Below are 20,626 nucleotides of genomic sequence, written 5' to 3'. Positions count from 1 at the left end.
ATAAAAAAGTCAGCTACTGGTGGTTGGTAAAATGGTTAACGCCATGCCTGCCCAAAAGTGAGCAACGTGCCATTTGGGTCGCTGATCGAAAACTCCTTTTGTCCCCAGGGCTGTGTCAGTAAAGGCGTTACCCGAAAGGTAGGCATACTATGCAGGTAGCCATCGTAGAGCTTTTCAATCCCCTCACTTACCCGCACATAAATCATGAAATCGGACTTGGCGGGCACAATAGTCGGGAAGGAAAAAAAGTGCAGCTCCACGCCGTCCTTGTCCATGATCAGGTAGTCGCCATAGTCGGACCGCAGCGTAAAGCCCAGCTGATTGACATAGAAATCAACAGTTAGCTGCTTATTGATAAAAGGAAGCTTTGGAACAACGGAAGTGAGCATGTCTTTTTTTCAGGCAATTTATACGCTACCTCCCAAAAGGGCACTTGATTGGAATCAAGAAACGAGGCGCACAAGCCGCCGTGCAGTTTTACAAATGATCAGGAAGCGTTTCAAACTCCCTTTTCTTTGCCTCAAACCAGGCTTTCATTTTGTCCGGCGACTTCATTAGCTCGCTCATGACCTGCATGGCTTCGAGGTGGGCCGCATCTCCTTTTTTAAACATTTCAGTGCCGTGGGTTTTGCTTAGTTGAGCTATTTCGTCGAACGTGGCAGCCTGGAAGGCTTTGTCGCAGGCGCCTCCCAACTGTCGGCAAGTCATCGTTTTCATCATGGGGCAGTTTGTGTAATTGTGTGGGTTAAACAGCTTTTTTTCGCATTTCCGTAGTCGATACCTGATTAAAGATAGTCAATTTGCCCATCTATCCACATTCAACATCACCCCACTTACCACTATTCCCATTTCACCTTTGCCTACTTTTAGCTAAATAGTGCAAAAAAAGAGGATTCAAATGAACAACAGACAACTACTGATCGCTTTATCGCTAACCCTTTTCCTGGCCTTACCAGCATGGGCACAGCGAAAAAAGGCTACTCCCGCCGAAATAGTGCCCAAAGCAACACCCGCCGCAGAGCGCTGGCAGGGCTACCAGCAAAGGCTGACACTTCAGCAAAATTCGCTGGTGAAAAACATTCCCTTCCGCAACGTGGGCCCCACCGTAATGAGCGGCCGTGTGGATGACATAGAAGTAGACCCCTCCGACCCTACCCATTTTTATGTGGCCTATGCCTCGGGTGGCCTATGGGAAACAAAAAACAACGGGATCAGCTTTGACCCCATGTTCCAAAATGAAATTGTGATGTCGATAGGCGACATAGCTGTCGACTGGGGCACCGGAACCATTTACGTTGGCTCGGGCGAAAACAACTCCAGCCGTTCTTCTTATTCTGGTTATGGCGTCTTCAAAAGCACCGACAATGGCAAAACCTGGATCCACCTGGGCCTCGAAGAAAGTCATCACATTGGCCGAATCATTCTGCACCCCACCAACCCCAACACCTTCTGGGTGGCAGCCCTTGGTCACCTTTATTCCGACAATGCCGAGAGAGGCGTTTACAAAACCACCGACGGCGGAAAAACCTACACAAAGACACTGTTCAGCAACGACAAGTCGGGCGCTATTGAGCTGGCAAAAGATCCTTCCAACGCCGACATTCTTTACGCAGCCCTTTGGCAGAAAGACCGCAAAGCCTGGAACTTCGACGGTGCGGGTGAAGGCTCCGGTTTGTACAAAAGCACCGACGGTGGCGGTACCTGGGCAAAAATCAATACCGAAGCAAGTGGCTTCCCTACTACCAAAGGTGTAGGACGCATAGGCCTGGAAGTGTCTTTATCCAATCCGTCCATCGTGTATGCCATGCTCGATAATCAGGACTTCCGGGACAAAGAAGAAAAGAAAGAGGAAGAAGCTAAGGTGTCCAAAGACCTGCTGAGAAGCATCTCTACAGCCGACTTTCTGGCCCTCGACAACAAATACATTAACGCCTACCTCGACGCCAACCGTTTTCCGCAGAAGTACAATGCCCCCGACATTAAGAAAGGCGTGGAAGCAGGCAAGGTAAAACCGCTCGACCTGGTAGAATACACTGAAGACGCCAATTCGCTCCTGTTCGACACCGAAGTGAAAGGCGGGGAAATGTACCGCTCCAACGACGGTGGAAAAACATGGTTCAAAACACACGCAGGTTACATCGAAGACCTGGTGTACAGCTACGGTTACTACTTTGGGCAGGTGCGCATCGACGCCAAAGACCCTGACCACATCTACACCATGGGTGTGCCCATCGTTCGTTCACTGGACGGCGGCAAAACCTGGGAGTCGCTCGACAACGACAACGTACACAGCGACCACCATGCCCTGTGGGTGAACCCAAACCGCTCTGGCCATTTGATTCTCGGCAACGACGGCGGCATCAACATTTCCTACGACGACGGCAAAACCTGGAACAAGTGCAACCCCATTCCGCTGGGGCAGTTCTACTCTGTGACCTACGACATGGCCACGCCTTACAATGTGTACGGCGGCCTTCAGGACAACGGCGTGTGGATGGGGCCAAGCAACTACGAATATAGCAACGGCTGGCAGGCAGAAGGTCAGTATCCGTTTAAATCCATTTTCGGCGGCGACGGCATGCAGGTGCAGGTCGACTTCAGAGACAACCTGACATACTACACCGGACTGCAGTTTGGTAACTACATAAGGGGCAACTCACAAACCGGAAACCGCAAGCGCATCACGCCATCGCATGAGCTGGGCGAGCGGCCCTACCGTTGGAACTGGGAAACGCCTATCTTTCTCAGCCGCCACAACCAGGACGTGCTCTACATGGGCTCCAACCGCTTCCACCGCAGCATGGACCAGGGCGACAACTTCGAAACCCTTTCCGGCGACCTGACCAACGGCGGAAAAAAAGGCAATGTAAGCTACGGCACCCTGACTGTGATTGCCGAGTCCCCCACACGCTTCGGACTACTCTACACCGGCAGCGACGACGGGCTGATTCATGTGAGCAAAGACGGTGGCTACAGCTGGACAAAGATTGTGAGTGGCCTGCCACAGAACTACTGGGTGAGCAATGTGGAGCCTTCCAAACACAAAGAAAGCCGGGTGTATGCCTCGCTCAACGGCTACCGCTGGGACAACTTTGATGCGCTGGTTTATGTATCGGAAGACTATGGTGCTACCTGGAAGAAGCTTGGCACCAACCTGCCCAAGGAGTCTGTGAACATCATCAGGGAAGATCCTGAAAATGAAAATGTGCTGTACGTAGGCACCGACCACGGCCTCTATGTGTCGGTAGACAGAGGTGCCAGCTTCATGGCCTTTGATGGTGGCCTGCCCAACGTGGCTGTGCACGACCTGGCCATTCACCCAAGGGAAAAAGACCTGATCGTTGGGACCCACGGCCGTTCGATTTACATTGGCAATGTGGCCCACCTGCAAATGCTGACTGGCGACGTGCTGGCCAAAGCATTGCACTTGTTCGACACCGACAAGGTAACCCACAGCGAACGCTGGGGCATGCCAGGCTTCAGCCAATGGAGACCTTTGAATGAGCCGAGCCAAACATTGCCCTTCTATGCGAAAGCTGGGGGTGATGTAGCACTCACCCTCACCTCAGACAAGGGCACCAAGGTATTCGAGGCCACTGTGAAAGCAGAAAAGGGACTTAATTACTATGACTATGACCTGACAGTGACCGATGCACAAGTTGAAGCGCTGAAAGCAGAGCTGGGAGAAGAAAAAGCCAAAGCGGTGAAAAAGGCTGACAATGGCAAGACCTACCTGGTACCAGGCACCTACACGGTGACCATTAGCCAGGGCGGAGAAACTTCCACCACCAAACTAAAAGTAGACGAGCCAAGAAAGCGGCCAGAGAGGAAGGGCTAATTAATAAAGAGGTTAAAGAGAAAAGAAAAAGGTCCAAGCGGGACGCATTGAACCAGTTTTTCTTTTCTCTTTAACCTACGAAACTCATTGACAGCTAGTAACAAGCCAGTGTCTTGGAAACCTACTTCACTATTGGTTTGGAACACAACTGAGTTTTCTTTAACAATCTTAGTTCGCTGAAGCTCTCGCTCTGGAGGGAGGGGAAAAAATGGTGGAGGGGTGAGGGTTTTTGGGCCGTGCGTTAATTTTTTCATGACTTTTGCTTACTTTTTGTCTAAAAAAAAGTAAGAGCCCGCCCGGCTTTAGGGCGCTTAGAGCATTTCAACCATGCCCAAAGAATACCCATTCCCCGAAGAACGCATAGAAGACTTCACCTTACTGGATCCCGAAGCCTCCTATTCCTATGCCGACTATCTCCGGTGGGCTTTCGAGGAACGAGTGGAGATCATCAAAGGAAAAATCTTCAAGATGTCGGCTGGTCAAATGACACGGCATCAACTGATAAGCACCAATCTTATAAGCCATATAGGCCCCCATATTAGAAACAAATCATGCAACCTATTCCATGCACCCTTTGACGTCCGCCTGCCCGATAACCCAGGAGATGACGACAAAAAGATATTCACTGTGGTACAGCCCGACATCTGTATCGTGTGTGACGCCAGCAAACTCGATGAGAAAGGATGCGTAGGTGCCCCTGACCTAATTATTGAAATCCTTTCTCGATCCACAGCATCAAGAGATCTCAAAGACAAATTCGAGCTTTACAGGGAACATAAGGTCAACGAGTATTGGTTGGTTTTCCCTAACGACAACATCGTGGAGATTTTTCTTCTCAACCCAGAAGGCCATTACCTGTCTGCCGCCAGACTTTCCGGCAGCGATCATGTTCAATGCGGCATGCTTTCCGCAATCAACCTGACAGTGGGCGATATTTTCGAATAGATCAACAGTTGTGGTGTTGCCTGGATGTAATTCCATGAGGTAAAGCGCTGCCTATTTTCACTAGCGGCCCCAACTCCTTTCCACTTCCCCGTGTCCTATCGCTCAAACATTAAATTCATTATGAGTATCAGGCACTTTTTCATCTTACTTCTGAGCGGACTAGCACTTGCAGGCTGCGGAGTAACCGACGACGACATTCCCAGAAACGAAACCACCGTCTTCTTTCTGGTCACTGAGCTTAGCGCCGAAAAGGGCGACTCCTACATCTTGCCACTTTCCAGCGCCGAAGACATTGCAAAGGCAAGGGCGATCGTTGCTGATAGAAACAACGAAGCACTGGACAGGCTGGTTGTGGCTAAAGTGGCGGCAACCGATGGCACGGAAACCTACCTCAACAAAGACTTGCTCCGAAATGTCATGTGGTCGTGGAAGGTAACGGAATTTAGCGGCTTCGCTGGCTCCACTATTGAAATCCTCGACGGCGGCCCTCAAGACGTAGAAAATGACATGGATTGGTGGTTTGACAACACAGGCCAGGAAGAAGGCACTGGCAATATCGGTTTCTGGGGATACACTGTGCAGAGAGAAGTGTCGCCAGAGGAAATAAAAAAATAAAAGGTACGGCTCATGGCATGAAAAATGCCAGAGATTGCTCAAACACAAAATAAAGATGAACAACACAATCAAACTGACCGGCCTGGCGCTGGTACTTTTATTCACGCAATGTGGCAACAACAACTCCGGCGGCGAACCCATGGGTTTCAGCAGCGAAATGGCTCCTGCCGCCGATCGCAAGATGGCTGCTGCTGAAGAGGCTCCCCAAATGCACTCTGGCGACGCCCCCAACACCATTGAGCGCAAGCTCATCAGGGAAGGCAACATGCGTTTCAAAACTGAAAACGTGGGAAAAACACGCACATTCCTTGACTCAGCAGTCACAGCTTACGGCGGCTATGTTTTCAACGAAAACATGTACAAGAACGAAGGCATGATAGAGCAGAGCGTGGCCGTTCGCATTCCCGACGACAAGTTCGAAGTATTTATGGCGGCTATTTCTTCGTACGCCGGCAAGGTGGACAACAAAAATGTGAACGCCATCGATGTGACAGAGGAGTATGTGGATGTGGAAACCCGGCTCAAAACCAAAAAAGAGCTGGAAACCCGCTATATCGATTTGCTTAAGCAAGCCAAAACGGTCACCGACATGGTGGCCATCGAAGCACAGCTGGGCCAGGTGAGAACGGACATTGAATCGATGCAGGGCCGCATGAACTACCTGCAAAACAGGGTGAAGTTTGCCACACTTTGGATCAACTTCTACCAGACCGACTCCGAGGGCTTTGGCTTTTTCTATAAAGTAGGAAGTGGCTTTGGCGTAGGCTGGGCCAAGTTCCTGGGCTTTATGGTTTGGACGGTGGAGTTATGGCCTTTTGTGCTGATTATCCTCATAATCGTAATCATAGTGCGGATAAGAAGGGGGCGCCGAAATATTTAAAACCACAGGGGAGCTTTTGCTCCCCTTCTTTTATCTTGTCTTGGCTCATGGTCAAACACCTGCTTGCCCTGCTTTTTATATTTGTCATTGCGTCAGAATGCCTTGCCCAGCAGCCGTTTCTGTTGTTTCATAAAAGCAGGATAAGGGAAGCCAAATATTACGCAGGAGAAGTGATCGCCTTTCGCATCAACGACAACGATTTCAAGGTAACCGACCAGATCAAAGGCTTTAAAGACGGCCTGATACTCTTCGATGGTTATGAAGTCGATCCAAAGGACATCACCCACCTATATATGGACGACAAAACCATTATCTGGTTTGCCCTGCGGTTCAAGCTGTCGAGGCTCTGCTCTATTGCCGGTGCTGCCTATCTGGGGCTCGATTTGCTGAACAATTATGAAACCGACAGAAACACGATCATCCTGGGCAGCTCTCTGATTGCTGCCGGCGTTTTAAGTCATGTCATCTTCAGAAGGGTCTTTAAAATCAAGGGAAAAATGAAGTTGGTGGTCATTGCCTGATATTCACCGGCACTTGCACCCACCCTGAAAATAGTATTGGCCCTGGTGGGAATCGTGCCCGCAGGTCAGCGGTAAAACACCAACAAGGCTGCTTCCGGAGGATAATGTCCTTTCGATGGGTGGCAAGTGGATCGAAATGCCATTTCAATAAATATCTCTTGCTACATTGCCAACTATGCCGAAAACTCTGCTACTGCTCTCCCTCGTTACTCTCCTGTGCTTCCCACTCCGGGCTCAGCAGCCTTACCTGCTGTTCCATAAAAGCAATACTCGTGAGGCTCAGTATTTTGCTGGCGAAGTCATTGCTTTTCGCATCAAAGACAACGACTTCAAAGTAACCGACCAAATCAAAGGATTCAGAGACGGCATGGTATTGTTCGATGGCTATGAGGTGCACCCCAACGATTTTGAGGTGCTTTATACTGATCAGAAAACCAGGGGCTGGTTTGCTTTCGGCTACAGGTTTGTGAAGCTAACCATGATTGCCGGGGCTGGTTACCTGGCCCTCGATGTGATCAACACAGGCCGGTTCGACAAAAACACCATGATCATCAGCGGCTCACTGATTGGCGCAGGATTGATTGGCCGACTATTCATCAGGGAAAAGTTCAAAATAAAGGGCAAAAAGAAGATGGTGGTGATTGAGTAAGCTGGCTTGAACTCTTTTATGGTATATTTAATTAATATACTAAAATGATATACTTTTGTTATACAAACTAGCGCAAGCGTCCGCTTATGCCAGAGGGGGGACTTTCTAAACCTAGAGAACCGACTTTGCTTTACTACACCAAATAAAATCCAGATGAAGACAGTTTCACTAAAAATTGATGATGATATCTCTATGGAAACAGAGAAAATCCTATCCGAATTGAAGCTGCCCAGAAATCGTTACATCAATGAGGCAATAGATCACTACAACCACATTCAAAAGAGATTGCTTATTGAAAAAGCACTTACGAAAGAATCCTTTCTGGTCAGGGAAAACTCAATGAAGGTACTTAAGGAATTTGAAGATTTGGAAGATGGAGATTAATCAGTTTGAAATTTGGCTGGCTGACTTAAATCCACGAATGGGTACTGAAGCCGGTAAAACCAGGCCGGTTCTTGTTGTTCAAACCAATTTGCTGAACAAGTTATCTCATCCTTCAACTATCATATGCCCAATTACCAGCCAAGTTAGCCCAAAGGCAAACATACTACGAGTCCACCTTAGAGAGGGCGATGCGGGTCTCAAAAAAAACAGCGACGTTATGATAGATCAAGTAAGAGCTATTGATAATAACAGGCTCACGCAAAAACTAGGTACCCTGTCAGGAAGCGTTATCAATGAGATTAAAAAAAACTTGCAGATAGTTCTTGATATAGGGGGCTAGTTTTCTCCAAATTAATATTCCTTCAGTATTTTGATTTCTGCCGCAATCCACCCTCCAATTTGCCGGTTTAAGCAAGCTTCCACTTTGAAGCTATGGCCTAAATTTGTATCATTCATTCACTTAAACACAAAAGTCATGAGCGATAACAAAACCCTTGCACCTATCACCATAGAAGCCGTTGTCAATGCTCCTATTGAAAAAGTTTGGGCCTGCTGGAACGAGCCTGAGCACATCACCCAATGGTGCCATGCCTCCGACGACTGGCATGCCCCCTTTGCCGAAAACGACCCAAAGACCGGGGGCAAATTCAAAACTACGATGGCCGCCAGGGACGGTAGCTTCAGCTTTGACTTCGGCGGAATATACGACGAGGTAAAAACGCATGAAAGCATAGCCTACACCATGGAAGACGGCCGCAAGGTCAGCATTGTTTTCACTGCCGATGGCAATAAAACCAAAGTGGTAGAAACCTTTGACCCTGAAAAAGAAAACCCGATCGAAATGCAGAGAGGGGGCTGGCAGGCTATTCTTGACAACTTTAAGAAGCACACAGAAAGTGTCTAAGCAGTTCGCTAAGCTATAACGATGGTCATCAGTCACGAAAAGTTTGACTATCGCAACAAATGTCTGATCGAAAAGGTGGTCATTCAGGCCCCTTTTCGATTTGCTGTTGACTTCCACGAAGAAGCCTGTTTTATCCATTTTTCCGCTGGTGAAGCTAGGATCAATTCTCCCTCCGGTCAGCTACCTGTGGAGCCGGAAGACTCCGTGCTGCTGAAGTGCGGCAGCCACTTTGCTGATTTGCTTAAGTATGGAGCTTCGAACACATACGAGATTCTTGTTGTGCACCTTTATCCTGATATCCTCCGAAGCGTTTATAAGTATGAGATTCCGTCTTTTGTTAAGGCTTCGGAATCAAATTCGTTTTTCAGAAAGGTAATTCCTGACCAGCTGATTGGGAAGTTTATTGAAAACCTTTACTTCTACTTCGACAACCCTTCCCTGGTCAGCGATGAGCTGCTTGAACTCAAAGTAAAGGAGCTGGTGCTGCTGCTGATACAGACTAAAAATGCCGACTCGGTGCTTCAGCTGTTTTCCGACCTTTTCACCCCCCGACAGGTCAACATCCGGGACGTGGTCAACAATCATCTTTTTTCTAACCTTTCGCTGGAAGACCTCGCCAGGCTTTCTAACATGAGTATATCCACTTTCCAGCGAACATTTCGGGCCAGCTTCCATCAAAGCCCAGCCAACTACATCCGCACCAAGCGGCTGGAGCGAGCAAAAGAGTTGCTCGGTGTAAGTACCTTAAGCGTGAGCGAAATAGCGTTCCAAACCGGTTTCAATGACGTTGCTCATTTTTCCAGGGCATTCAAAGCCGCTTTTCAGTTATCCCCATCCGGTTACCGCAATTCAGCGAAAACCTAAACAGCTCTCCCGACCGGAATAGTCAACTCATTGACTTTTTTGTACAAAGCAAACAGGTGCAGAGTCCGGACTTTTGCTGTGAACATGACAATTCACGGTAACAATGACGAAGACAGACAAACAACGGTTCGGGCCATGGGCCCTGATCACAGGCGCCTCGGCCGGTATTGGAGAGGAGTTTGCCAGACAACTGGCGGCCGGGGGATTTGACCTGATCCTGGTAGCCAGACGAAAACCGCTACTTGAGAACCTGGGACAAGAGCTGAAACAAAAACACCGCATCAACTATACGGTAATTGAGGCTGATCTTTCCACGACGGCTGGTGTTGAAAAAGTGATTGAAGGCACCGATGGTCTAAACGTCGGTTTACTGATATCAAATGCCGGAACCGGCAAGCCCGGAAAATTCCTCAAATTTCGTCTTGATCACCTTATGGCCACCATTCAACTGAATGCGCTTTCCCACATCGCATTGACCCACCATTTTGGTCGGAAAATGGCGGCTGCAGGCAAAGGCGGGATTCTGCTCACGGGAGCCATGGGTGCCATTGATGGACTTCCCTACATGGCCAATGAGTCGGGCACCAAAGCGATGGTGCAGGCCCTCGCCAAAGCCCTTAACACGGAACTGAAGGCCAGTGGCATCCACATCACTGTGCTGGTGACCAGCCCCACAGAAACACCGGTGCTGCCGTTGCTTGGCTTCACAAAAGACAACCTGCCCATGAAACCGCTGTCGGTGCAGCAATGCGTAAGTGAGGCACTCGAGGGATTGAGGAAAAATCGGCCTTCGGTGTTGCCTGGCCTGAAGTACAGAATGATGAACACCGTGGTGCCGGCATCATTTTCACGGGCAATGATGGCCAAAGTGTTTAAAAAGAACAACAATATCGACTAGCATGAAAACCATCAGAACCAATTCCATCCTTCTCGGATCAATGAGCCTCGCCTTTGGCCTGCTGAAGTTTATCGATCCCTTTCAAACATGGTACGCCACGCAAATAGAAACTTCCGGAATGCCTTCTGTTGCCTATCCCATGGGTATTGTCGGCGAAATCGTCACCGGATTGCTGTTGCTCATGCCATGGCTCCTGTCATTTTCTGCTGCCTCAAAAAAGGTATCACTGCTAGTGGGTCATGGCTCACTAGGCATTATAATGATAGTGGCATGCTATGTTCACCTTCTTCCCGATGTACCTGCCGATGTGCTGCCGCTGAAGATAAAGCCACCCTTCATTCCGTTGGCGGTGCTCGCCTACACGCTGTTGAATATGATTCAGATATACCGATCTAAGCCATTTAACAACTAAGGCTGCCACACTTTCAACTTTTTTGGTAGATTCCGACACTAAACGAATCTGCCATGTCAAACCAACCGAAACCAATACTAGCCCTTTTGCTGGGCATATTTTGCTTGCTGAACGCTCAACTGTTCGCACAAATTTATCAGCCGGAAAAATTCGGCGATATGAAGTGGCGCATGATTGGGCCACACCGGGGTGGGCGCACCGTGGGTGCAGTCGGCGTGCCGCAGCAGCCCAATGTGTTCTACATCGGCGTGAACAACGGTGGTGTGTGGAAAACCACGGACTACGGCCGCACCTGGGTACCGATTTTCGATGACCAACCTACCGGATCTGTGGGAGACATTGCCGTTTCACCGTCCAACCCCAGCGTGCTCTATGTGGCATCTGGCGAGGGCTTGCAACGCCCCGACCTTTCCGTAGGCAATGGCATGTATAAAACAACCGATGGCGGCAAGACGTGGAAACACCTCGGGCTGGAAGACGGTCAGCAGATAGGGCGAATCGATATTGATCCGAAAAATGAAAACAGGGTGTTTGCAGCAGTGCTCGGTCACCCCTACGGCCCCAACGAGGTGCGTGGCGTGTACCGCACGCTAGACGGCGGCACTACATGGGACAGGGTGCTGTACATGGACGAAAACACAGGTGCCATTCAGGTGCTGATTGACCCACAAGATCCAAATACAGTCTACGCCTCCATGTGGCAGGCTCGTCAGGGCCCATGGGAAAATGCTGCCTGGCAGGGCCCCAACAGCGGGCTTTACAAGTCAACCGACGGTGGCAACACCTGGAAAAAGCTGGCCAAAGGCTTGCCAACTTATGAACAAGGACTTGGCCGTATCGGTATTTCGGTAGCACCGAGCGACAACAAAAGGCTCTACGCCAGTGTGAACGCTCCAGACGTAGGTGGCATCTTCCGTTCCGATGATGCAGGCGAATCGTGGTACCTGATCAACAACGATCCAAGACCATGGGGCCGTGGAGATGACTTCGCAGAAATCCAGGTCGATCCCACCAATCCCGACATTCTCTATTCAGCTAACGTGGTAACATGGAAGTCTGTGGATGGCGGCAAAACTTTTTCTGCCTTTCGTGGAGCCCCGGGTGGCGACGACTACCACCGCATTTGGATCAACCCCATCAATCATGACATCATCCTGATCGCAGCCGATCAGGGAGCAATTATCACGGTAAACGGCGGAGAAACTTTCAGCAGCTGGTACAATCAGCCTACGGCACAGTTTTACCATGTCAGCACCGACAACGACTTTCCTTACAATGTGTACGGTGGTCAGCAGGAAAGTGGTTCGGTGGGCATTGCCAGCCGTGGCAACGATGGCCAGATCACTTTCAGGGAATGGCATCCCGTGGGCGTGGAAGAATATGGCTACGTGGCAGCCGATCCCCTTGATCCCAACATCATTTACGGCGGCCGGGTAAGCAAATACAACAAAAATACCGGGCAGGTGCAAAATGTGTCGCCAGATCCTGTGCGGGATGGTGGCTATCGCTACATCCGTACCATGCCTATTCTCTTTGCCCCTACAGATCCAAGAACACTGTACTCTGCAGCCAATGTAGTGTTCAAAACCCAAAACGGTGGCGACAGCTGGGACGTGATCAGTCCCGATCTGACAAGGGCCACCTGGGACATTCCGGAAAGTGTAGGCATTTACACCGACGAAAGCATGAAAACCATGCCCCGCCGGGGTGTGATCTACACACTGGCCCCGTCGCATGTAGATGGTGAGATAATTTGGGCAGGCACCGACGATGGGCTGATTCACGTAACCAAAGACGGCGGCAAAACATGGGCAGACGTTACGCCTCCTCAGGTCACTTCGTGGGATAAGGTTTCATTGATGGACGCAGGCCACTTCGACAAGGAAACAGCCTACGCTGCCATCAACAGCATTCGCAACGACGACATGCAGCCCCATATTTTCAAAACACACGACAGCGGCAAAACGTGGACGGAGATCGTAAAAGGCTTGCCCAACGACCCCATCAATGTGGTAAGAGAAGATCCCATCAGAAAGGGTTTACTATACGCTGGATCGGAAACGCAGGTGCATGTGTCGTTCGACGACGGTGCCAACTGGCAGCCATTGCGCCTCAACATGCCAGCCACCTCCATTCGTGACCTTGTCATCAAAGACGACGATGTGGTGGTGGGCACGCACGGGCGCTCGTTCTGGATACTGGACGACATTACTCCCCTGCGACAGTTGACAACTACCGCTGTAACCCAGCCGGTGCTGTTCAAACCCCAGGACACCTACCGGGTGCGCTGGAACATGAATACCGACACACCGCTGCCCCAAGAGGAGCCCGCTGGTCAAAACCCACCTGACGGTGCCATCATCAACTACTATTTGCCTGGCGACGCATCAGAAGTGTCGCTGGAGGTCTTTGACCTGAATGGCACGCTGGTAAAAAAATACAGCAGCAGCGACAAGCCCTATGAGGTGCCCCCGGTGAACTTCCCTCATTACTGGCTGAGACCTCAGAAAATCCTTTCCGGCAAGGCAGGGCTCAACCGTTTTGAATGGGACATGCATTATACTCAACTTGAAACACCAGGTTCCTTTTCCATCGCTGCCATCTATCAGAACTCAGCGCCAGAACCTGACGGGCCTTTTGTGCTGCCCGATACTTACAACGTGAAACTAACAGTGGACGGCAAATCGTACAGTCAGCCAATTACCATCAAAATGGACCCCAGGGTGAAAACTTCTAAGGTGGATCTGCAAAAGCAGTTCTTCCTTTCGATGGCCTGCTACGAAACGAGGAAAAAGAGTCTCGCTATGCTGGATGAAATGGAAAAGGTGAGTAAAAACCTGGAAGCTGGCAAGGGAAAAAGCAAATCGCAGGCTGCTGCGGCAAGCCAAGTGCAGCGGGAGATGATAGGAGCCGACAGAAGACTCAGCCGATTGATGTCGATCCTTCAGGAAAATGATATGACGCCCACTACTTCGACGGCAAAAGCAGTAAAACAGTATGTTGAAGTGGTAGCCAAACAGGCAGCCGACTGGGCAGCATTTAAGAAAACAAACAAAATACGCTAGGCCAAGCCATCACCTGCCTTTACAAAAAGAAATAAAAATTTTACTAAATGTAAAACAACCTTTACTTTTGGTCGTATAAGGTTTACATATTTCAATTAACTTTACTTTAATATGAAAAATCTGGATCAAATTGAGTCGTTTTTATTAACCCCCTCCTATAGAAAATGGGGTTGGATACTATTGATTGGAGGCATTCCCCTGGTGCTGCTCATCTTTACGCTCGTTGTGATGACAGGTGCCTTGGATCGTTTTTCCGCTTTCTGGGCTGGCTGGGGCCTGTTCTTTCTCCATGTTCCTCTCAGCATCGGGCTGTTTTTTCTGCTTTTCTCAAAAGAAAAGAATGAGGATGAGATGTTTCTGGGGCTCAGGTTCAAAGCGATGATGCACGGTATTCGATTTACTTTCGCTGCCATGCTGCTTTTCCCGTTGATGGTGTGGGCGTCTACCATTTGGAACGGGCAACCCTATCATTTTCCTGAGGTCGGGGGAAATCTGGCTGTTGTTACACTATTGCTTTTGTATTCCAATGCCACCTATGGTTACTTCAAATATCAATTAGCCAAAGATGAAGAATAGCATCAAGGTGGAAAGAGCAAAGAAAGACCTCACGCAGGAAGACCTGGCCCAGGCAATTGGCGTATCGAGGCAGACCATCAATTCTATTGAAAAAGGAAAATACGTGCCCTCTACAGTGGTATCATTGAAAATGTCAAAAGTTTTTGGAGCGCCTGTCAACGATTTTATGGAATTGGACGAAAATGATGCTTAGATTGAGACATCACTAAAACTACCTGAACCAATATTATGAAAAACAATGCCCTGTTGCTCACGATCATCATGCTGTTTTCTTCCCAGGCGTTTGCCCAGGATTGGCCCAACTTTGCCAAATACCGTGAACAAAATGCGGCCCTGGCACCACCGGCCAAAGGGGAAAACAGGGTTGTGTTCATGGGGAACTCCATCACTGAAGGCTGGAGCAAGGTGAACCCAGAGTTTTTTGAAGGCAAACCCTATGTGAACAGGGGCATCAGCGGCCAAACCACACCGCAAATGCTCGTTCGCTTCCGGGCTGACGTTATCAACCTGAAACCGGCTGTGGTGATCATCCTCGCTGGCACCAATGACATCGCAGGCAACACAGGCCCTTCCACCCTTGAAATGATTGCCGATAATATATACTCCATGGCCGAACTGGCGAGAGCTAATGGCATCAAAGTAGTGCTCTCTTCCACGCTTCCGGCCTATGACTACCCGTGGAAGCCAGGCATGGAACCAGCGCCCAAAATCGTGGCCCTCAACAAAATGATCAAGGCCTATGCCGACAAAAACAAGATCGTGTATGTAGACTACTTTTCAGCCATGGCCGATGACAGGGACGGACTACCTAAAGAACTGGCCGGGGATGGCGTGCATCCTACGAAAGCAGGGTATAACGTGATGGAACCGCTGGCAGAGGCGGCGATTGCTAAGGCCTTGAAGAGTAAGTAGTGGCACCATCAACCGTACCAGGCCTGGGTTGTTTTGAAAGCGCTCTTCTATGGCACTTGCCGTTGTCACAGTAAGTCCCATCGGGACGGCACATCGGTCAGAGAGCTCAGGCACCAGTCCAGTCCCATAGGGACGGCATATCGGTAAGGACATGGTCTCTGGCGCATGACAAGTGCCGTAGGTACGACACATAAAAAAGATAGAATGGACTGGAAAAGCAAACTGATCAACAACCTGAACTTCGGTGCCAACATGAATAACCGTGAGGCGAAGCTTAGCCTGGCGGCAATGGTGGCTGCCAAAGCTAAAAACGGCGAAACCATAGGCTTTGGCTCCGGCTCCAGCAGCTACCTCACTATCCTCGAAATAGGAAAACGAGTGGCCACCGAGGGCCTTCAGATCAAGGCCATCCCCACCTCCCATGAGGTAGAACTCACCTGCACTCAACAGCAAATCCCTACTGTTTCTTTCAACACCGCCCGGCCCGATTGGTGCTTCGACGGGGCCGATGAGATTGACCCAAAGAGCAACCTCATTAAAGGCAGAGGCGGAGCCATGTTCAAAGAAAAGCTCATCATGGCTGCTTCACCCAAAACTTTCATCCTTGCAGATTCCTCCAAATTGGCGAAAAAGCTTGGTGAGAAATTTCCGGTGCCGGTGGAAGTGATTCCATTTGCACTAAGCAGCGTCGAAAGCAGCCTGCTAACGTTGGGGGCTGTTAGTATACAACTGAGGATGGCTGGCGGCAAAGACGGGCCCGTCATCACCGAAAACGGAAACTTCATTTTGGACGTACGCTTCAACGATATTGGAGAAGGGCTTGAGAAGATGATCAAATTGATACCCGGGGTGCTGGACAGCGGGCTTTTTATGGGATACAATATTGAGGTAGTCTCTTCCTGACAGCAATAGTTAACCGTTGACCATCAAAGTAGTGGGTGTTTGAACAAAAAGCGCCAATTTACACGCTCAATTTCCGAAACCGACCCTTTCTAACCCATGACTAAATCCCGCTTTCCAGCTATCTCCGCATTTTGCGCATGCCTGCTCATCGCAGCAAACTTTCAGCTGGCCGCTCAAAAAGGCATAGACGCTGCTATCACCGAAGTGCTCCCGGCAACCCTCAAAAAACACCGGGAGTTCGTTAGCCTGCCTAATGTTGCCTCAGACAGTGACGGCATCATGAAAAACTATGAGTGGGTCAAAAAAGAACTGGAACAGCAGAAGTTCACAGTGAAAATGCTGGAGTCCTCCACCCTGCCCCTCATGCTGGCAGAACGAACGGTTAGCAAAAAAGCGAAGACAATTCTCTTTTACCTGCACATCGACGGGCAACCCGTCAACGCCGCCAACTGGGACCAGGAAGATCCTTTTACGCCGGTTTTGAAACAGTTGGATAGTCAGGGCAACTGGTCGACTATCGATTGGAAAAACCTGGATGGTGCCATTGACCCCGAGTGGCGCATCTTCGGCCGGGCCGCAGCCGACGACAAGGCACCTATCATGATGATGCTGACTGCTGTTGAGCTGCTCGACAAGGCCAAAACCAAATTGGGCGTCAACATCAAAATCATCTTCGATCCTCAGGAAGAAGCGGGCTCCGAAGCCTTTCTTTCCACCCTCGACCAGTACAAAGCAGATTACGCTGCAGACTATATGGTCATCATGGACGGGCCTGCTCACCCTACCAACCAGCCTACGCTAACCTTCGGGTGCCGGGGCAACGCCACTTGCAGCATTACCACCTACGGTGCCAGGCTGCCTCAGCACAGCGGTCACTATGGCAACTATGTGCCCAATCCCATTTTTACGTTGTCGCATTTGCTCGCCAGTATGAAAGACGAAAACGGAAAAGTGCTGGTGGATGGCTATTACGACGGCATAGAAATGACGCCAGCCGTAACTGCACTCCTCAGCCAGGTGCCCGACGACAATGATGACATCCAAAAAGGATTGGTCATACACAAAGCTGAGAAAGTGGGGAATAATTATCAGGAGGCACTGCAATACCCGTCTCTCAACGTCCGCCACATCGACACCTCCTGGAAAGGGCCGGGCCTAAAAACAATTATCCCTGAACAAGTGACTGCTTATATCGATGTGCGGCTCGTGGCAGAAACTGACGGCGGTGAGCAGCTTGAAAAGATCAGAAAGCATATTGAGAAACAAGGATTTCTGGTGCTGGACCGGGCACCGACTGATGAAGAACGGCTCACTCACAAAAAAATAGCCACTTTCAAAACCAACGGTTTTGTCAATGCCTTCAGAACCGACATGGAGGCTCCCATCGGTCAAAAGCTCCGGGCAGCTATCGCTAAAGAATTTGGCACCCCTCCGGTAAGCATTCGCACCATGGGAGGCACTGTGCCTATCATTCCGGCGATTAACACCCTGGGCATCCCCGCCATTATTGTGCCCATGGTGAACATGGACAACAACCAACACAACCCCAACGAGAACATCCGCATAGGCAATATCAGCCAGGGAATCAAAATGTGCATGACGATTTTGACAATGGAGCTTTAAAATTAAAGAGGTTAGAGATTAAAGAGGTTACTTTCTGCGCTTCTGCACGGAGTAACCTCTTTAGTCAGAGACCAACCTCTTTAATCCTTAGGAAAAAACACCTCCACCTTGTCGTGCATGGTATACAACCGAAACTTTGAACCATCCGGCACCAGTATACCGCTGGATCGGTTCTCCCCCATAATAGGGTTGCCCTCATACTTTGTCCAGTGCACCAGGTCCTTAGATGCCGCCACGTTGGTTGACCACTCGTGCCAGTCTTCAAAGGCTGTGCCGTGGTAGTAGGCATAATACATTCCGTTGTGCTTGACAATCTGATTGACCGCTAAACCATACTTATCATATACCTCAGGCCCCATTTCTATCACGGGCTCGTCCTGCACATTGGTCCAAACCTGAAGGTCTTTGGAAGTAGCCAGCCATATACCCAAATCATTGCGTTCGTAAAATAGGTGCCACACATCATTCTCAAGCCAAACGGTTGGCGTGCCGTAAGGCCCCTCACTAAGTGGCCCTCCATTCACTTGCCGAATATCCAGCGAACCATGATCCGTCCAACGAATACCATCTGGCGAAGAAAGATGATGGGCTATATCTCCCCTGCCTTCAGCAAACATCTGGTAGACGCCGTCTGCTTTTACGACCATCATGTCTTCTGTCCAGCTCCCATCAAATACTGGGTTACCAGGATAGCGATCCCAATTGATGCCGTCAGCAGAAGTGGCATACCCAAGCGACAAAGTCTTGTTCTCTGTCTGGAAGCCTGTATACCACATTTTGTAGATGCTATCCTCCTTCTGTATATAACCCCGTTCCCTGATGTGCTCATCCCAGGTGGGCTGGCCAGTGCCGGTAAAAATCGGATTGTCAGGGTAATCACTGAAATCGACCAGTTCGGCTGGGAATTCTAGCGACTCCTCCTTTTGGGTGGCTTCTGTTGGTTGCCTATTTGAGCCGCCACAACTCAGCAAGAACGCACAGGCAATAGCAATCAATGGCTGATAAGTTTTCATCTTCTTCATTATTAGCAAGGAATTTAATTTTTATGAGTGAATTAGAATAATTGATCCATAAACTTCTTTTTCATACTTTTATATTAGATGCATATACAACTAATATGAAGGCACCCAATTCCCTGGAAGACAATCTACTGTTTCAGATCAGCGAAGTGGCGAAGCTGTTACATAAGAGGCTCACAATGGCTTTCGAGGAAGATGGGTTCGATATAACGCCTGAGCAGTTTTCAATACTGGCGCTGCTATGGTACAAGGAAGGCATCAATCAGCAGGAAATAGCCAACGAGTTGAGAAGAGACAAGACAACCATTGCCCGAATTATTAACAATATGATCAACAGGAACCTGATTGTTAAAATACCAGACCAGCTCGACAAGCGGAACAACCTCATTTACCTGACAAAAAAAGGAAAAGAATTGCAGACAGAAATGGTAGCTACTTCAGGTAAGGTCTATGTCCAAACTATGCAGCGCTTACCGGCAAAAGACGTAGCAGTGAGTCTGTCGGTGTTAAAACAAATAACAAAAAACTTTGAATGATTTTCTTTTAGTCAATTAGTTGTATTACCCACTATTTCAAATATAGTCTATGAAAAGCTACGTTAAAACCACTGCCATTTGGATCGTCTTATCAACCCTGATGCTTGTGCTCTGGATCGTAGGTCTTATCATTGGCAATATCATCTTTCCAAGCGATCTGATGAATGCGTCAAACGGGTCGGGAGATGATGGACTGCCAATCATGCTACTCATTTGCGGCCTTAATACGGCCGCTATTATGTACTTTATTCACCGCACGCACCGCCGGGGCTGGCACCTGGTGCTTACTCTTGCCGTTGCGCTTTTCAGCATTCAGTATTTTATGTCTCAAATTGAAACGCTTTGGTTCAACGACAGCCTCAAGATGGAACTGAACAGCATTTGGGCACTGGTGACGGGTGGCGCAATCTCTTCCGTGCTGTTTTCCGTTTTTGCGGTATGGGTAACAGGAAACTTCAAAAAAGAGGAACAACTAGCGTCAAAAGGTGAGATGATGCCTCTTTCCAACACCTTAACAATGACAGCACTGATGGCAATAGTCATCTGGCCTTTGATCTACTTTCTGGCCGGCTACTTCATAGCCTGGCAGTTTGAAGAGGTTCGCATTTACTATTCAGGCAGCAGCGAAAAAGCCTCCTTCCTGTTCATGATGAAAGAGAATATCGCTTCACATCTGTATTCTTTTCAGATGTTGAGAGGTATACTGTGGACACTCATTGGCCTTCTTGTGTTTCGATCTATCAAGGGCAATTGGGTGGGTAAAGGTATAGTACTTGCGCTTCTGCTTAGCATTGTTGGTTGCAGTCAGCTGCTCCTACCCAACCCTATCATGCCCGAACCTGTGCGGCTGGCCCATCTTCTGGAAACTTCTCTTTCAGGCGTGGTGCTTGGCATGGTGATGGCGTGGCTGTTTGCCAGAGCTTCGCCAAAAAAACGCAATTGAACCGTTGGCCTGACAAAACCACTAGGGCAAGCGCATTTAAAACAAATTAGATAAATTATTTTCAAAGCTGTTTTTCCACCCCAGCCCTTCTATGTTGTAATCCAAGAAGTGGCCAGCAATACTTTGCCTCCATGTTCCT

Annotated in this window: 23 protein-coding genes; 20 read left to right on the top strand and 3 right to left on the bottom strand. The window is 49.2% G+C overall.

Features of this window, described 5'->3' with window-relative positions; genetic code table 11:
* Nucleotides 1-35: 35 nt before the first annotated feature.
* Nucleotides 36-389 carry a VOC family protein gene (locus AAC052_RS23320; RefSeq protein WP_339815676.1) on the bottom strand — a complete coding sequence of 118 codons (354 nt, stop codon included), beginning with the start codon at nt 387-389 and terminating at the stop codon, nt 36-38.
* Nucleotides 390-477: 88 nt separating this feature from the next.
* Complete coding sequence (locus AAC052_RS23315) at nt 478-720, bottom strand: DUF1059 domain-containing protein (protein ID WP_339815674.1); 243 nt, start codon at nt 718-720, stop codon at nt 478-480.
* A 178-nt stretch (nt 721-898) separates the two neighbouring features.
* Here AAC052_RS23315 and AAC052_RS23310 point away from each other — a divergent pair, with 178 nt between their 5' ends.
* The 18 genes from AAC052_RS23310 (at nt 899) to AAC052_RS23225 (ending at nt 17,989) form a co-directional block, all read left to right on the top strand.
* The gene (locus tag AAC052_RS23310; protein ID WP_339815672.1) at nt 899-3,838 is read left to right on the top strand and encodes a glycosyl hydrolase; all 2,940 of its coding nucleotides are present in this window, start codon (nt 899-901) and stop codon (nt 3,836-3,838) included.
* Nucleotides 3,839-4,165: 327 nt separating this feature from the next.
* A complete protein-coding gene (locus AAC052_RS23305) occupies nt 4,166-4,783 on the top strand; it encodes a Uma2 family endonuclease (protein ID WP_339815670.1) in 618 nt (205 codons plus the stop codon).
* A gap of 120 nt (nt 4,784-4,903) precedes the next feature.
* The gene (locus tag AAC052_RS23300) at nt 4,904-5,398 is read left to right on the top strand and encodes a hypothetical protein (protein ID WP_339815668.1); all 495 of its coding nucleotides are present in this window, start codon (nt 4,904-4,906) and stop codon (nt 5,396-5,398) included.
* Between the two features lie 55 nt (nt 5,399-5,453).
* Nucleotides 5,454-6,278: a DUF4349 domain-containing protein gene (locus AAC052_RS23295; protein ID WP_339815667.1), complete on the top strand. Its 825-nt coding sequence runs from the start codon at nt 5,454-5,456 to the stop codon at nt 6,276-6,278.
* A gap of 47 nt (nt 6,279-6,325) precedes the next feature.
* Nucleotides 6,326-6,799 (top strand): hypothetical protein, encoded by a 474-nt coding sequence (locus AAC052_RS23290; protein WP_339815666.1) that lies wholly within the window; start codon nt 6,326-6,328, stop codon nt 6,797-6,799.
* A gap of 175 nt (nt 6,800-6,974) precedes the next feature.
* A complete protein-coding gene (locus AAC052_RS23285; protein WP_339815664.1) occupies nt 6,975-7,448 on the top strand; it encodes a hypothetical protein in 474 nt (157 codons plus the stop codon).
* A gap of 153 nt (nt 7,449-7,601) precedes the next feature.
* Complete coding sequence (locus AAC052_RS23280) at nt 7,602-7,832, top strand: hypothetical protein (RefSeq protein WP_317490606.1); 231 nt, start codon at nt 7,602-7,604, stop codon at nt 7,830-7,832.
* On the top strand, nt 7,822-8,172 hold the full coding sequence (locus AAC052_RS23275) for a type II toxin-antitoxin system PemK/MazF family toxin (RefSeq protein WP_317490605.1): 351 nt from the start codon (nt 7,822-7,824) through the stop codon (nt 8,170-8,172). The genes AAC052_RS23280 and AAC052_RS23275 overlap by 11 nt, the downstream gene beginning before the upstream one ends.
* 135 nt (nt 8,173-8,307) lie before the next feature.
* Entirely contained in the window at nt 8,308-8,736 is a 429-nt protein-coding gene (locus tag AAC052_RS23270; protein WP_339815661.1) for an SRPBCC family protein, read from the top strand.
* A 21-nt stretch (nt 8,737-8,757) separates the two neighbouring features.
* Entirely contained in the window at nt 8,758-9,600 is an 843-nt protein-coding gene (locus AAC052_RS23265; RefSeq protein WP_339815659.1) for an AraC family transcriptional regulator, read from the top strand.
* 103 nt (nt 9,601-9,703) lie between these two features.
* Entirely contained in the window at nt 9,704-10,498 is a 795-nt protein-coding gene (locus AAC052_RS23260) for an SDR family NAD(P)-dependent oxidoreductase (RefSeq protein WP_339815657.1), read from the top strand.
* 1 nt (nt 10,499) lies between these two features.
* A complete protein-coding gene (locus tag AAC052_RS23255; protein WP_339815655.1) occupies nt 10,500-10,910 on the top strand; it encodes a hypothetical protein in 411 nt (136 codons plus the stop codon).
* Between the two features lie 53 nt (nt 10,911-10,963).
* Nucleotides 10,964-13,975: a glycoside hydrolase gene (locus AAC052_RS23250; RefSeq protein WP_339815653.1), complete on the top strand. Its 3,012-nt coding sequence runs from the start codon at nt 10,964-10,966 to the stop codon at nt 13,973-13,975.
* A gap of 111 nt (nt 13,976-14,086) precedes the next feature.
* A complete protein-coding gene (locus AAC052_RS23245) occupies nt 14,087-14,551 on the top strand; it encodes a hypothetical protein (protein WP_339815651.1) in 465 nt (154 codons plus the stop codon).
* The gene (locus tag AAC052_RS23240; RefSeq protein WP_339793359.1) at nt 14,541-14,744 is read left to right on the top strand and encodes a helix-turn-helix transcriptional regulator; all 204 of its coding nucleotides are present in this window, start codon (nt 14,541-14,543) and stop codon (nt 14,742-14,744) included. Before AAC052_RS23245 ends, AAC052_RS23240 begins: the two co-directional genes overlap by 11 nt.
* A 35-nt stretch (nt 14,745-14,779) precedes the next feature.
* Nucleotides 14,780-15,463, top strand: a complete 684-nt coding sequence (locus AAC052_RS23235) for an SGNH/GDSL hydrolase family protein (protein ID WP_339815649.1) — start codon at nt 14,780-14,782, stop codon at nt 15,461-15,463.
* A 204-nt stretch (nt 15,464-15,667) separates the two neighbouring features.
* Nucleotides 15,668-16,366, top strand: coding sequence for a ribose 5-phosphate isomerase A (gene rpiA / locus AAC052_RS23230; protein WP_339815647.1), 699 nt, complete (start codon nt 15,668-15,670; stop codon nt 16,364-16,366).
* Nucleotides 16,367-16,462: 96 nt separating this feature from the next.
* Nucleotides 16,463-17,989, top strand: a complete 1,527-nt coding sequence (locus tag AAC052_RS23225; RefSeq protein ID WP_339815645.1) for a M20/M25/M40 family metallo-hydrolase — start codon at nt 16,463-16,465, stop codon at nt 17,987-17,989.
* Between the two features lie 80 nt (nt 17,990-18,069).
* Here the strand turns inward: AAC052_RS23225 and AAC052_RS23220 are convergent, their stop codons facing one another.
* Nucleotides 18,070-19,011, bottom strand: a complete 942-nt coding sequence (locus AAC052_RS23220) for a glycosylase (protein WP_339815644.1) — start codon at nt 19,009-19,011, stop codon at nt 18,070-18,072.
* Nucleotides 19,012-19,106: 95 nt separating this feature from the next.
* On the opposite strand from AAC052_RS23220, the gene AAC052_RS23215 reads away from it, so the two are divergent.
* The gene (locus AAC052_RS23215) at nt 19,107-19,544 is read left to right on the top strand and encodes a MarR family transcriptional regulator (RefSeq protein WP_339815643.1); all 438 of its coding nucleotides are present in this window, start codon (nt 19,107-19,109) and stop codon (nt 19,542-19,544) included.
* Nucleotides 19,545-19,593: 49 nt separating this feature from the next.
* The gene (locus tag AAC052_RS23210; RefSeq protein ID WP_339815641.1) at nt 19,594-20,487 is read left to right on the top strand and encodes a hypothetical protein; all 894 of its coding nucleotides are present in this window, start codon (nt 19,594-19,596) and stop codon (nt 20,485-20,487) included.
* Nucleotides 20,488-20,626: the final 139 nt, after the last annotated feature.

Origin of the sequence: uncultured Imperialibacter sp., from assembly GCF_963974565.1 — a bacterium.
In the GTDB taxonomy this organism is placed as follows: Bacteria; Bacteroidota; Bacteroidia; order Cytophagales; family Cyclobacteriaceae; genus Imperialibacter; species Imperialibacter roseus.
This window is presented reverse-complemented; position numbering and strand designations above follow the sequence as displayed.

Excerpts from the sequence above, each read along its gene's own strand:
- AAC052_RS23320 (WP_339815676.1), bottom strand. The coding sequence starts at position 389 with ATGCTCACTTCCGTTGTTCCAAAGCTTCCTTTTATCAATAAGCAGCTA.
- AAC052_RS23315 (WP_339815674.1), bottom strand. The coding sequence starts at position 720 with ATGATGAAAACGATGACTTGCCGACAGTTGGGAGGCGCCTGCGACAAA.
- AAC052_RS23310 (WP_339815672.1), top strand. The coding sequence starts at position 899 with ATGAACAACAGACAACTACTGATCGCTTTATCGCTAACCCTTTTCCTG.
- AAC052_RS23305 (WP_339815670.1), top strand. The coding sequence starts at position 4,166 with ATGCCCAAAGAATACCCATTCCCCGAAGAACGCATAGAAGACTTCACC.
- AAC052_RS23300 (WP_339815668.1), top strand. The coding sequence starts at position 4,904 with ATGAGTATCAGGCACTTTTTCATCTTACTTCTGAGCGGACTAGCACTT.
- AAC052_RS23295 (WP_339815667.1), top strand. The coding sequence starts at position 5,454 with ATGAACAACACAATCAAACTGACCGGCCTGGCGCTGGTACTTTTATTC.
- AAC052_RS23290 (WP_339815666.1), top strand. The coding sequence starts at position 6,326 with ATGGTCAAACACCTGCTTGCCCTGCTTTTTATATTTGTCATTGCGTCA.
- AAC052_RS23285 (WP_339815664.1), top strand. The coding sequence starts at position 6,975 with ATGCCGAAAACTCTGCTACTGCTCTCCCTCGTTACTCTCCTGTGCTTC.
- AAC052_RS23280 (WP_317490606.1), top strand. The coding sequence starts at position 7,602 with ATGAAGACAGTTTCACTAAAAATTGATGATGATATCTCTATGGAAACA.
- AAC052_RS23275 (WP_317490605.1), top strand. The coding sequence starts at position 7,822 with ATGGAGATTAATCAGTTTGAAATTTGGCTGGCTGACTTAAATCCACGA.
- AAC052_RS23270 (WP_339815661.1), top strand. The coding sequence starts at position 8,308 with ATGAGCGATAACAAAACCCTTGCACCTATCACCATAGAAGCCGTTGTC.
- AAC052_RS23265 (WP_339815659.1), top strand. The coding sequence starts at position 8,758 with ATGGTCATCAGTCACGAAAAGTTTGACTATCGCAACAAATGTCTGATC.
- AAC052_RS23260 (WP_339815657.1), top strand. The coding sequence starts at position 9,704 with ATGACGAAGACAGACAAACAACGGTTCGGGCCATGGGCCCTGATCACA.
- AAC052_RS23255 (WP_339815655.1), top strand. The coding sequence starts at position 10,500 with ATGAAAACCATCAGAACCAATTCCATCCTTCTCGGATCAATGAGCCTC.
- AAC052_RS23250 (WP_339815653.1), top strand. The coding sequence starts at position 10,964 with ATGTCAAACCAACCGAAACCAATACTAGCCCTTTTGCTGGGCATATTT.
- AAC052_RS23245 (WP_339815651.1), top strand. The coding sequence starts at position 14,087 with ATGAAAAATCTGGATCAAATTGAGTCGTTTTTATTAACCCCCTCCTAT.
- AAC052_RS23240 (WP_339793359.1), top strand. The coding sequence starts at position 14,541 with ATGAAGAATAGCATCAAGGTGGAAAGAGCAAAGAAAGACCTCACGCAG.
- AAC052_RS23235 (WP_339815649.1), top strand. The coding sequence starts at position 14,780 with ATGAAAAACAATGCCCTGTTGCTCACGATCATCATGCTGTTTTCTTCC.
- rpiA (WP_339815647.1), top strand. The coding sequence starts at position 15,668 with ATGGACTGGAAAAGCAAACTGATCAACAACCTGAACTTCGGTGCCAAC.
- AAC052_RS23225 (WP_339815645.1), top strand. The coding sequence starts at position 16,463 with ATGACTAAATCCCGCTTTCCAGCTATCTCCGCATTTTGCGCATGCCTG.
- AAC052_RS23220 (WP_339815644.1), bottom strand. The coding sequence starts at position 19,011 with ATGAAGAAGATGAAAACTTATCAGCCATTGATTGCTATTGCCTGTGCG.
- AAC052_RS23215 (WP_339815643.1), top strand. The coding sequence starts at position 19,107 with ATGAAGGCACCCAATTCCCTGGAAGACAATCTACTGTTTCAGATCAGC.
- AAC052_RS23210 (WP_339815641.1), top strand. The coding sequence starts at position 19,594 with ATGAAAAGCTACGTTAAAACCACTGCCATTTGGATCGTCTTATCAACC.